We start from the raw sequence: 11,761 nt of genomic DNA, 5'->3' as shown, positions 1-11,761 counted from the left end.
CGGTATTTCGGTTGCCAAAAAGGCATTTGAAAAATACCCAACCATCAAACGGTTTAGTGCTGACGCGGGTTACCGCAAGACTTTTGAGGAAAATGTCGCTGACCAATTGGGCATTGGCGTTGATATTTCTGCCCGAATCACGCCTGAATGGCTGGTTTTACCTAAACGTTGGGTTGTTGAACGAACCTTTGCTTGGGTAAATCATTCAAGGTTACTCAGTAAGGATTACGAGATTAAATGCAAACATCAAGAAAATGATTTCATCATTTCCCATTTGCATACTTTACTTAAACGTTATTGAACATAGGTTCTCAGATTATTGGCCGCTCTGAGCAAGATGAGCAGGGAAGACCTTTTCCAATATTGCACCTTGCGCTTAAATAGCATACTGGGCAAAAATTTTATCATCAGTAATATAAACGATGCACAGATTCAATATCGGATTTGTACATCGTCTATTTTTTGAAGTTAGCTTTGTCTTAGTATAGATTTAAGTTGAAAACCCTATTTTTATTCAATACCCAAATACTTGCTGATAATTCGCACTTAATCTTTGTATTAATTGTCATTTTTTTATTTATAATTAATTTAGTAAGGTAAATGAAGATCTGAATAAAAAAGGCAGGAAAAAAACATATAGCTAAACTATTAAATTTTTCAAAACGACTAGCCAGAAAAATTACGGCTAATTATCTGAAATCTGCTGAATAGGTTATGTTTTCTTTTTTGAAAAAAATAATAGTACAGCTATAGATGGAATTAATATAAACACCTTTTAATCGATGAGCAACGACACATGATGCAAAAAGCGACCATAAAATACGCAATATTTAATTAAGGGTAGCAATAAGTAAAGCAAATACAAAAACACACCGCATACTCCAAGCAGGCTGCCTGAAATACACGGCGTGTTTTAAATCAACAAATACCGAAAAATAACCGCTTAAACGGCAACGCTTTCTGCCACTTTTTCGTAGCTTTCAATTTCATTGAAATTCATATAGCGGTAAATTTCAACGCCTTTGTCAGCGATAATGGCAACACTTTCTTGGTATTCTTTGATGCTCGGGATATGTCCCAGTTTAGCGGCAATGGCCGCCAATTCAGCGGAGCTTAAAAACACTTGGGTGTTTTTGCCCAAACGGTTCGGGAAGTTGCGGGTGGAGGTGGACACCACTGTTGCGCCCTCGCGCACATGAGCTTGGTTGCCCATACACAATGAACAGCCCGGCATTTCTATGCGTGCACCGGCATTGCCCAAAACGCTGTAATGACCTTCATCTGACAATTCTTCGGCATCCATTTTGGTGGGCGGGGCAACCCACAAGCGCACGGGAATATCGCTTTTGCCTTCCAACAATTTGGAAGCGGCGCGGTAATGCCCGATATTGGTCATGCACGAGCCGATAAATACTTCGTCAATTTTTGTTCCCGCTACGTCTGACAGGAATTTCACATCATCAGGATCGTTCGGACACGCCAAAATCGGCTCTTTGATGTTGTCCATATTGATGTCAATAATGGCGGCATATTCCGCGTCTTTGTCGGCTTCCAGCAATTGAGGGCTTTGCAGCCATGCTTCCATTTTTTGGATACGGCGTTTTAATGTCCGTGCATCTTGATAACCATCGGCAATCATGTTTTTCATCAACACGATATTGGATTTCAGGTATTCAATCACAGGTTCTTTGTTGAGTTTAACGGTGCAGCCCGCCGCCGAGCGCTCCGCAGACGCATCAGACAATTCAAAGGCTTGTTCTACTTTTAAGTCAGGCAAGCCTTCAATTTCCAGAACACGGCCGGAGAAAATATTTTTCTTACCCGCTTTAGCCACCGTTAATAAACCCGCTTTAATTGCATACAAAGGAATGGCATTTACCAAATCCCGTAAGGTAATGCCGGGCTGTAATTTGCCGCTGAAGCGCACCAACACCGATTCGGGCATATCCAAAGGCATCACGCCTGTGGCGGCGGCAAATGCCACCAAGCCGGACCCTGCGGGGAAAGAAATGCCAAGAGGGAAGCGGGTGTGCGAATCGCCGCCTGTGCCGACGGTATCGGGCAGCAGCAAGCGGTTTAACCAAGAGTGAATCACGCCGTCGCCCGGGCGCAATGATACGCCGCCGCGAGACGAAATAAATTCAGGCAATTCTTTATGGGTTTTGACATCAACGGGTTTGGGGTAAGCGGCGGTATGGCAGAATGACTGCATCACCAAATCGGCAGAAAAACCCAAACACGCCAAATCTTTTAATTCATCACGGGTCATCGGGCCGGTGGTGTCTTGTGAACCCACGGTGGACATACGCGGCTCGCAATAAGTACCCGGGCGAACCCCTTTTCCTTCAGGCAGCCCGCAAGCACGTCCCACCATTTTTTGCGCCAGCGTAAATCCGGCGGTACTCGCTGCCGGTGTTTGCGGCAGACGGAATATTTCGGAAGCGGGCAAACCCAAGGCTTCACGTGCTTTGGCAGTTAAGCCGCGCCCGATAATTAAATTAATGCGCCCGCCTGCTTGTACTTCGTCCAGCAATACCAATGATTTCAATGCAAATTCGGCAACGGTTGCACCGTTTTTGATGATTTTTCCTTCGTAGGGCAAAATATCAACCACATCGCCCATATTCAATTGGGAAACATCAACCTCTATTGGCAATGCACCTGAATCTTCTTGAGTGTTGAAGAAAATCGGGGCAATTTTGCCGCCCAAACACACACCGCCAAAGCGTTTATTCGGCACAAACGGAATGTCTTCTCCTGTGTGCCAAATCACCGAATTGGTGGCGGATTTGCGTGAAGAACCGGTACCGACCACATCGCCGACATAAGCAACCAAATTGCCTTTGGCTTTCAATTCTTCAAGTAATTTAATGGGACCGATTTCGCCTGATTTATCAGGCGTGATGCCGTCTCGCGGGTTTTTCAGCATTGCCAAAGCATGCAGCGGAATATCGGGGCGCGACCACGCATCGGGTGCGGGTGATAAATCATCGGTATTGGTTTCTCCGGTTACTTTAAACACAGTAACCGTGATTTTTTCCGGTACTTTTTTACGCTCGGTAAACCATTCGGCATTTGCCCAAGACTCAATGACTTCTTTGGCGTGCGGATTGCCCGCTTTCATTTTTTCTTCCACATCGTGGAAAGAATCAAACATCAATAAAGTGTGTTTCAGCCCTTTGGCGGCTATTGGTGCCAATTTGGCGTTATCCAGCAATTCAATCAGCGGGTGGATATTGTAGCCGCCGAGCATGGTTCCCAATAATTCGGTTGCCAATTCGGGAGAAACCAGGGGGCTGGAAACCGATCCTTCGGCAATTGCCGCCAAGAAAGAGGCCTTCACTTTAGAGGCATCATCCACGCCGGGCGGCACGCGGTGCGACAATAGTTCCAATAAAAATTCGCCTTCAGTTGCCGGCGGATTTTTTAATAATTCAACCAATTCTGCGGTTTGTTGGGCAGTGAGCGGCAAAGCGGGAATACCCAAGGCTTCGCGTTCAGCGGCGGCGGCGCGGTAGGCTTCTAACATGTTTAACTTCCTTTTGTAATGATTCAGGGTTCTTATTCTGATTTCTGGCGGCTTGCTTTAAATCATATTGACATCACGGCGGCACAGCGGCAACGGTTTAATCAACTGATTTGTATGACACCAGCTGTATTATCATAAACCAATTTACGGCAAATAGAAACCAAGCCCGCAACGGGCTTGGGGTAAAACCTTTTTTAAAAACAACAGTGATACAAATAACCTATCGCCAAAAGCAAAGATTTTTCAGGCAGCCTGAAAGCACCTCATCATCATGACAAACAAAACACGGCAGCGGCTGAAAACTCACGCCGATTTACGCAAATCTTTGCGCAGAATTTTACCGATATTGGATTTGGGCAGTTCTTCACAAAATTCAATATTGCGCGGCACTTTATAAGCAGTGAGGTTTTTGCGGCAATGGGCAATGATGTCTTCCTGGCTGAGCGCGGGGTCTTTTTTCACCACGAATAATTTCAATGATTCTCCCGTTTTTTCATTGGGTTCGCCAATACAAGCCACTTCCAGCACACCGGGCATCAAAGACACCACATCTTCCACTTCGTTGGGATACACATTAAACCCGGACACCACAATCATGTCTTTTTTGCGGTCGATCAGCCGCAGATAACCGTCTTGCCTGATCATAACAATATCGCCGGTGGCAAAGAAACCGCGTGCATCAATGGCTTTGGCGGTTTCTTCAGGCTGCCGCCAATAGCCGCGCATCACTTGCGGTCCTTTTACCCACAATTCTCCCGCTTCACCCACACCCAAGGCTTCATTGGCTTCATTGCGGATTTCGATGTCGGTATTGGGAATCGGCAAACCGATACAGCCGGTGTATTCGGTTGCATTTAAAGGGTTCACACATACACCCGGGCTGGTTTCGGTTAAGCCGTAGGCTTCGATAATGGGAATGCCGGTGATGTGTTTCCATTCATTTGCCACGCCTTGCTGCACCGCCATGCCGCCGCCCAATGCAATTTTCCACGTGGAAAAGTCAAGGGTGGAAAAGCGGTGACGGTGAATTAAGCCGTTAAATAAGGTATTCACACCGGTGAACACCGATACAGGGTAACGCTTTAATTCTCTGATAAACGCAGGCAAATCGCGCGGATTGGTGATTAACACATTGTGCGCACCGTGTTTGGTGAAAATCATTAAATTCACGGTGAGCGAAAAAATATGATAAAGCGGCAGGGCGGTAATCACCACTTCTTTGCCATCAATCAATTTTGATTTTATCCACTCCGCTGCTTGCTGCATATTGGCAACAATATTGCCGTGCGTGAGTTCCGCGCCTTTGGCAACGCCGGTTGTACCGCCTGTGTATTGCAAAAATGCCAAATCTTCCAATTGCAGCGGCACGGAAATAAACGGCTTTTCCATACCTTGTTTCATGGCTGCCTGAAAAGGAATCGCATGGGCAATGCGGTGCGGCGGCACCATTTTTTTCACCTTGCGCACGATAAAATTCATCAGCGCACCTTTTAAACCACCCAGCAAATCACCCATGCTGGTAATAATGACATTTTTAATATCCGTTTCCGCCAAAGCACTTTCCAGCGTGTCGGCAAAATTTTCCAGCACAATAATGGTGGTTGCGCCGCTGTCGTGCAATTGATGCGCCAATTCACGCGGGGTATAGAGCGGATTAATATTCACCACCACACCGCCTGCCTGCAAAATACCGAAAACCGCAACAGGATATTGCAAAACATTGGGCATCATCACCGCAACCCGATCACCTTTGCGAATATTCAGCACATTTTGCAAATAAGAAGTAAACGTGTTTACTAAAGCAGCGGTTTCGGCATAGGTTTTGGTAACACCAAAATTACTGAACCCTGGCCGATTGCCGAATTTTCTTACACTTTCATGAAAAACAGCGCAAACAGAGGCATAAGCATGCACATCTACTTCGGCGCGGACACCTTCTTCATAGCTTTTTAACCAAATTTTTTCCACGGCGTTTTCTCCTTGCAGCATGAACCGATTTCTGCGGCGGTTCACTTTATAAATGATAGTAATAAAATCTGATAAAAACTGCTTTCAGTACAAAATACCCACCGCTATTGCGCGGAAACGATGCCGTTAAAAAAATCCGCCGCAACAAACGATGAATTCTCCGCCCCCTTCGCGTCAATGTTGTTTAATTTGGCAAAAACGGCTCTAAAACCGCCGTCAATTGCTCTTTATTCACATCATTCAATACACAGGCTTTGCCTAAACTTTCCAGAGCCACAAAACGCATCACGCCGTTTTCCACTTTTTTATCGTGCTGCATATGGGTTATCCATTTTTCCGATGTAAAGACAGGCGGTTCGATGGGTAAATTCGCCGCTTTTAAGAGCCGCATCACCCGTTCGGTATCCGCCGTTTTCAGGCAGCCCAATTGCTCGGATAAGCGGCATGCCAGCACCATGCCGGCGGCAACCGCTTCACCGTGCAGCCAGTTGCCATAGCCCATCTCGGCTTCAATGGCGTGTCCGAATGTATGCCCTAAATTCAGGTAAGCGCGAATGCCGTGTTCTTTTTCATCTTGTGCCACGATGTCGGCTTTCATGCGGCAACAATGTTCCACGGCATAAGCCAGCGTTTCGGGTTCTTGTGCCATTAAGGCGGTGATGTGCTGCTCCAGCCAGCTTAAAAAATCGGCATCGCCCAGCAAAGCATATTTGATGACTTCTGCCATACCGGCGGAAAATTCGCGCGGCGGCAAGGTTTTCAGGCAGCCCAAATCGGCAATCACCGCTTGCGGCTGATAAAACGCACCAATCATGTTTTTGCCCAGCGGATGATTAATCGCAGTTTTCCCGCCAACGGAAGAATCCACTTGACTCAGCAAAGTGGTGGGAATTTGAATAAACGGTGCACCGCGTTGATAGACCGCAGCAGCAAACCCAACCATATCACCAATGACACCGCCGCCCAATGCCAGCAGTGTGGTTTTGCGTTCGGCGCGGTTTTGCATCAGCCCGTCAAAAATCAGGTTTAAAGTTTCCCAGTTTTTATAGGCTTCGCCGTCGGGCAGAATAATGCTGAAATGCGCACAGCCGATTTGGTCTAACGCGCGCTGCCACTGCGCCAAATACAGCGGCGCAACGGTTTCATTGCTGATAATAACAGCGCGGCTGCTGCCAAGATAAGGTTTCAGCACCGCATCGGCGCGTTTTGCCAAATCAGTACCGATAAAAATCGGGTAGGCATGGGAAGGGGTATTAACGGTTAAGGTTTGCATGGAAGCCTTCACTTTTCAGAAGAGACAGCAATTGTTGAATGGTGTGTTGGCAATGCTGATTGTGAATGTCGATAACCAAATGTGCGGCGGCGCGATAAAGCGCATCGCGTGCCTGATAAAGCTCGGTGAGTTTGGACAAAGGGTCGGCTACCTGAAGCAGAGGACGGTTTTTATCCAACCGCGTGCGCTCCAGCAATAATGACGGCTGGGCGTGCAGATACACCACTGTGCCGCGATTTTTTAGTGCCTGCCGATTGACAGCTGACAACACTGCACCGCCGCCGGTTGCCAAAACAATGCGGTTTAAGCGGGTTAAATCATCAATGACCGCCGCTTCGCGCGCACGAAATCCCGCTTCGCCTTCCATATCAAAAATAGTGGGAATGCTCACGCCGGTGCGTTCAATGATGACCAAATCGCTGTCATAAAAGTCAAAATCAAGCCGAGCCGCCAAAGAGCGACCCAAAGTGGTCTTGCCCGCACCCATTAAACCGATTAAAAAAAGATTGGCTGCCGTTTTCATGGCGGGCATTGTAGCGGAAAAAGGGAAATTTCGGCAGGGTTCATTCGTTTACGGCGGCAGATTTTTAAAGCCAAAATGGCGTTGCACCGCGGCGTATTTTGATTTGATACAACCTCTTGCTTCGTTTTTATTATGAGCAGGCAAATAAAGCCAAAAGAGGAATTTCTTTTTCAAGCGGGAAAAAGGAAGTGCCTGTTCGATGATCCCGATTAAGGCTGAAAGGCTTTCTTTTATACTACATATGTATTACGCTTTAAGGCATGTTTAAAATGTCAAAAAAAATGACCATCGCCTTTGATGAGGGTTACAAAGTCATGACAGCGGATAAAAAGCACGAAGCCGACGCATTGGAATGGTGTCATGTACTTGTCGATGATATGGCAGGAGGTTTGGTCGATTGAATTTGATCCGTCTGTTGGCAGTGAAATTAAAAAACTTACCCTGCTGTCATCACGAGTAATATTTAGGATTGCCAAGATAATGATTTCACAATTAACAATTTAAAAATCAACCTATTCTATAATTTTATAAGTGCATCTTAATATTTTTTATGTGGAAAATTGATTATGACGGCTTTTCTCTATGGTTTTGGTGTTGGCTTTTCTCTGATTTTAGCGATTGGCGCACAAAATGCCTTTGTTTTAAAACAAGGGCTAAAGCGTCAATACGTTTTCTTGGTATGTTTTACATGCGCTTTATCTGATTCTATTCTAATCTATTCAGGTGTTGCCGGCTTCTCTGAAATTATTCGCGGTTTCCCGATAATCGTAGATTTTGCAAAATATTTTGGTGCTTCTTTTCTGTTTTTTTATGGCGCAAAGAATTTCTATTCGGCTCTGAATAATAATGAATCATTGATACCCAGTGATATTGAAAAAAATTCCCCTTATAAAATCTTATTATTGTGTCTGGCTTTTACATGGCTTAATCCCCATGTCTATCTGGATACAATTATATTGATTGGCTCTATTTCAATTCAATTCCCCAATCATACCTATCTGTTTGGATTGGGTGCAATGTTTGCCTCCTGGGTTTTCTTTTTCAGCTTGGGTTACGGTGCAAGGGTTCTGCTGCCTTTATTTAAAAAAACAATCTCGTGGAAAATATTGGATTTTCTTATCGGCGTAATTATGTGGTCAATTGCAATATCTTTATTGCTGTGAAATGATTAAATATTATTTAAGCATGGGATTTTTTGCAGATTTTCTATAAAACAGAAAAATTATTTACTTATCAATCTCTGCTAGCCAATTACATGAGAAAAGTAATCACAGGCGGCTTTGCATAAATCAGATGAGTGATGCAGGAGTGGAAAAAATCATACAACAGCCATGCAACGATTAAACAACAAACCAAGATTTATCTGCGGCAGACAATCGTCCAAAGAAATGTTGTCAGGACTGCGAGTGGATTGACTTGCTGAATTATTTATTGCATTTGTTGTGTGAGTCCGCTTTTCTATATATATAGCTATACTATTATTTTTTCAAAAAAGCAAACATGACTTACATTCAGCAGATTTCAGATAATTAGCCGTAGTTTTTCCAGACAGTCATTTTGAAAAATTTGGTAGTTCAGCTATATTTTCCTTGTTTCACTGTTTTTCTTCGGTTACAAAACCCACTTTATGCAAGCCCGCGTCTCGCGCTGCCGCCAAAACTTGGGCAACATAATCGTATGCCGCGCCTTTGTCTGCGGCAATCGCCAGCACCGTATCGGGATTGGATTGATTGGCTTCTCTGAATTGTTGTGTTAATTCAGGTAGCCCAAAAGTGGTTTCACCCAATACATACTCCCCGCGCTCGCTAATGGATAAGCGCAGCGGCTCTTTCGGCTCGGATGTATTTTTACCGGAAGCCACAGGCAGCTGCAGCGGTATCGAATGCGTTAATACCGGCATGGTTACCATAAACACAATCAGCAGCACCAGCATCACATCAACCAAGGGCGTTACATTGATTTCCGCCATCGGCATGTCTTCACCTGAATTTAATTGACCAAAAGCCATGATTTTTCCTTATTTACCTGTTTTATCGGGCATCAATAATTGTGCATGCAAATCGTGGGCAAAGCCGTCCATATCTTGCGCCAAAGTTTTGTTGCCACGCACCAGTGTGTTGTACGCCAATACCGCCGGAATGGCGACAAACAAACCGGCGGCGGTTGCCACCAAGGCTTCACCGATGGGACCCGCAACGGCGGCGATGCTCATTTGCCCGCTCACGCTGATATTCACCAAAGCATGATAAATACCCCATACTGTGCCGAACAGACCAATAAACGGCGCAGTCGCCCCGATTGATGCCAACGCCGTTAAGCCGCCGTCAAATCGGCGCAAAATCTGGCTCATGCTGTTGCGAATTTGGCGCACCAAATATTCATTCAGCGGCACAGCCGCCGCCAGCGAACCATGTCCGCTGTGTTGATAACGCTGCCGTGCCTCAATCGCTGATACGGTTAAATCACTTATCGGAGACTCATGCTGCTGTGCCAACTGCTGCGCCTCATTCAGGCTGCCTGAAGCCCAAATTGCCGTCTGTGCCGCAAGATTGCCGTGTTTGGCACGAACCAATTTGATACTGCGCACGATAATAACCGTCCATGTAACAATACTCATCAGCACCAAAATCAAAAAGACTACAATCAATACCGCATCGCCTTGCTGAAAAACCAAGCCCAAATTCATTTTATTTTATCCCGTAAAAACATAGAATTACGATCACCTTATCCACATTACTGTTCACGGCTTCGCACCTTGTATCAGCGAATAAGCACATCGTTTTTGCTTTAATGCGGCAACAGGCAATCTGCATGGCATTGTGTTGTCTGCCGCCGCACATGTATTTTGGCATCACCCATTACTTAAATTAAAATGCACCGCAAATACATAAACATAAGGAATCGCCACACCGCCGCGAGTGGCAGGCTGAAAACGATAGCGTTTTACTGCGTGTCTGGCGGCGCGGTCTAAACGCGGAAAGCCGCTGCTTTTTTTAATTGCCACATGGTCTGCTCTGCCCTCGGCACTCACGGCAACGCGCAAAACCACGCTGCCTTCTTCCCCGTTATCACGAGAATCAGGCGGATAGTTTGGCGGCAGATTACCCAGATGCCCGCCCAAATGCGTAGCAGGTGTTACTTTACCGCCGCCTGTTCCGCCGTCGGTCTGTTTTTGACTCCCCGCCATTTCATCGTTGCTGTTGTTGCTTGACGGTACATTTATTTTCGCCGCATCAGCAGCCGGCATTGCTTGATTGACCGCTTGCGTATCCTCTTGCATATCTGATTGCGGTTTGGACACAGGCTTATCAAATTGCTTTTGAATGGGTTGTGTCAAATCATCTTGTGCATTCTGCTGAATCACGGGTTTGATAATAGATTGTTTTATCGGTTGCTTGGCAAGCGCGGTTTTGGGTTGAATCGGCACAGCAGTTTTGATGGGCAAAGGTTTATTTTCAGCAGATGGCGCAGCAGATGAAAATGCCGATAAATCAACAAAACTCAATTCTTCCGTACCAAAATCCAATTTCGGCTTGTGCGTTTGCCACAAAGATGCCAGCAAAAAAACATGCACAATCACCGCAGCCAATGCGGCGGTGATGTCTAAGCGGTTGAATATGGGGCTGTCAAATCTCATGAGTTGATTATAATCAATAATCATTCTTATTTGCAATATAAAAAATAACTTCGGTTTGCCTTTTTGTTTGGCTAAACTGCTTTCTTTTTCATCATGTTGCAATCCGAAACAATCAAGCCTTGTACGGTAGAAATCGGAATGACAAGTCGTGTCCATGTGCAAAAAACAGTTGTTTGGCTGTATTGGGCTGCGGTACAGGTCAATCAAGCGATGCTCGGGAAAATGGTTTTTAGTCCGGAAATGATGATTTCCACGGCGACGGCGGCGAGGAGTAAACCCATAATGCGGTTGAGAATGTTCATGCCGGTTGTGCCTAAGTAGTGGCTTACTTTGGCGGCTGCCCGAAGTGTAAAGTAACAAATTAAGCTGCAAATTAAGCCGGCGGCAAGTATGGATAAAAGATGAAGGTAGTGGCGGCTGCCTGAAGCATAGATGACCACGGTGGAAATGCCGCCCGGACCGATAACCATCGGCATGGCCAAGGGGACAACGGCAAAACTGCTTCGGTTGATGTCCAGTTTATCGGTTTGGGGTTTGGTCGGGTTGGCTGCACCGTTGATTAGGGAGAGTGAAATCAAGAATACCAAAATACCGCCGGCAATTTGAAATGAACCGATAGAAATGCCCAGTGCTTTTAAAATATATTGCCCGATAAGGGTGAAGATGGTGATGATGATGAACACGCTTGCGGCGCAAATTTTGGCGATGTGCTGCCGTTCACGGTTGCTTAAGCCTTCGGTATGATCCAGAAACAAGCCCAATGCTGCCAGTGGATTAATCAATACCAAAAAGGCAAGCAGGATTTTGGTTACTTCAAAACTCATCAGGCTG

The 11,761-nt window shown here is 45.7% G+C and carries 10 protein-coding genes and 1 pseudogene; 3 read left to right on the top strand and 8 right to left on the bottom strand.

All coding sequences use genetic code 11. The features are described 5' to 3' along the window. Positions 1 to 151: 151 nt before the first annotated feature. Positions 152 to 232, top strand: a pseudogene (locus tag Q384_RS13135) (IS5/IS1182 family transposase); the annotation flags it as partial. Between the two features lie 711 nt (positions 233 to 943). Here the strand turns inward: Q384_RS13135 and acnB are convergent. From acnB to Q384_RS03010, 4 genes are all read right to left on the bottom strand, one after another. Further along, positions 944 to 3,529: a bifunctional aconitate hydratase 2/2-methylisocitrate dehydratase gene (gene acnB, locus Q384_RS03025; protein WP_037585885.1), complete on the bottom strand. Its 2,586-nt coding sequence runs from the start codon at positions 3,527 to 3,529 to the stop codon at positions 944 to 946. A 303-nt stretch (positions 3,530 to 3,832) separates the two neighbouring features. Continuing rightward, a complete protein-coding gene (locus Q384_RS03020; protein WP_037585895.1) occupies positions 3,833 to 5,497 on the bottom strand; it encodes an AMP-binding protein in 1,665 nt (554 codons plus the stop codon). Positions 5,498 to 5,681: 184 nt separating this feature from the next. Further along, complete coding sequence (aroB, locus tag Q384_RS03015; protein WP_037585884.1) at positions 5,682 to 6,770, bottom strand: 3-dehydroquinate synthase; 1,089 nt, start codon at positions 6,768 to 6,770, stop codon at positions 5,682 to 5,684. Continuing rightward, positions 6,751 to 7,302, bottom strand: a complete 552-nt coding sequence (locus Q384_RS03010; RefSeq protein WP_037585882.1) for a shikimate kinase — start codon at positions 7,300 to 7,302, stop codon at positions 6,751 to 6,753. The genes aroB and Q384_RS03010 overlap by 20 nt, the downstream gene beginning before the upstream one ends. A 251-nt stretch (positions 7,303 to 7,553) precedes the next feature. Here Q384_RS03010 and Q384_RS13130 point away from each other — a divergent pair, with 251 nt between their 5' ends. Both Q384_RS13130 and Q384_RS03005 read left to right on the top strand, forming a co-directional pair. Next, a complete protein-coding gene (locus Q384_RS13130) occupies positions 7,554 to 7,694 on the top strand; it encodes a hypothetical protein (RefSeq protein WP_156956413.1) in 141 nt (46 codons plus the stop codon). 165 nt (positions 7,695 to 7,859) lie between these two features. Beyond that, positions 7,860 to 8,456 carry a LysE/ArgO family amino acid transporter gene (locus tag Q384_RS03005; RefSeq protein ID WP_037585881.1) on the top strand — a complete coding sequence of 199 codons (597 nt, stop codon included), beginning with the start codon at positions 7,860 to 7,862 and terminating at the stop codon, positions 8,454 to 8,456. Positions 8,457 to 8,887: 431 nt separating this feature from the next. On the opposite strand, the gene Q384_RS03000 is transcribed toward Q384_RS03005, so the two are convergent. The 4 genes from Q384_RS03000 to Q384_RS02985 all read right to left on the bottom strand — a co-directional run bounded on the left by Q384_RS03000 (position 8,888) and on the right by Q384_RS02985 (position 11,754). Continuing rightward, positions 8,888 to 9,301, bottom strand: coding sequence for an ExbD/TolR family protein (locus Q384_RS03000; RefSeq protein WP_037585880.1), 414 nt, complete (start codon positions 9,299 to 9,301; stop codon positions 8,888 to 8,890). Positions 9,302 to 9,310: 9 nt separating this feature from the next. Continuing rightward, a complete protein-coding gene (locus Q384_RS02995) occupies positions 9,311 to 9,979 on the bottom strand; it encodes a MotA/TolQ/ExbB proton channel family protein (RefSeq protein WP_037585879.1) in 669 nt (222 codons plus the stop codon). A gap of 165 nt (positions 9,980 to 10,144) precedes the next feature. Further along, entirely contained in the window at positions 10,145 to 10,954 is an 810-nt protein-coding gene (locus Q384_RS12570) for an energy transducer TonB (protein ID WP_169740827.1), read from the bottom strand. Positions 10,955 to 11,133: 179 nt separating this feature from the next. Beyond that, positions 11,134 to 11,754, bottom strand: a complete 621-nt coding sequence (locus tag Q384_RS02985) for a MarC family protein (RefSeq protein ID WP_037585878.1) — start codon at positions 11,752 to 11,754, stop codon at positions 11,134 to 11,136. Positions 11,755 to 11,761: the final 7 nt, after the last annotated feature.

Origin of the sequence: Stenoxybacter acetivorans DSM 19021, from assembly GCF_000745895.1 — a bacterium.
In the GTDB taxonomy this organism is placed as follows: Bacteria; Pseudomonadota; Gammaproteobacteria; order Burkholderiales; family Neisseriaceae; genus Stenoxybacter; species Stenoxybacter acetivorans.
This window is presented reverse-complemented; position numbering and strand designations above follow the sequence as displayed.

Excerpts from the sequence above, each read along its gene's own strand:
- aroB (WP_037585884.1), bottom strand. The coding sequence starts at position 6,770 with ATGCAAACCTTAACCGTTAATACCCCTTCCCATGCCTACCCGATTTTT.
- Q384_RS13130 (WP_156956413.1), top strand. The coding sequence starts at position 7,554 with ATGTTTAAAATGTCAAAAAAAATGACCATCGCCTTTGATGAGGGTTAC.
- Q384_RS03000 (WP_037585880.1), bottom strand. The coding sequence starts at position 9,301 with ATGGCTTTTGGTCAATTAAATTCAGGTGAAGACATGCCGATGGCGGAA.
- Q384_RS12570 (WP_169740827.1), bottom strand. The coding sequence starts at position 10,954 with ATGATTATTGATTATAATCAACTCATGAGATTTGACAGCCCCATATTC.
- Q384_RS03005 (WP_037585881.1), top strand. The coding sequence starts at position 7,860 with ATGACGGCTTTTCTCTATGGTTTTGGTGTTGGCTTTTCTCTGATTTTA.
- acnB (WP_037585885.1), bottom strand. The coding sequence starts at position 3,529 with ATGTTAGAAGCCTACCGCGCCGCCGCCGCTGAACGCGAAGCCTTGGGT.
- Q384_RS02985 (WP_037585878.1), bottom strand. The coding sequence starts at position 11,754 with ATGAGTTTTGAAGTAACCAAAATCCTGCTTGCCTTTTTGGTATTGATT.
- Q384_RS03010 (WP_037585882.1), bottom strand. The coding sequence starts at position 7,302 with ATGCCCGCCATGAAAACGGCAGCCAATCTTTTTTTAATCGGTTTAATG.
- Q384_RS02995 (WP_037585879.1), bottom strand. The coding sequence starts at position 9,979 with ATGAATTTGGGCTTGGTTTTTCAGCAAGGCGATGCGGTATTGATTGTA.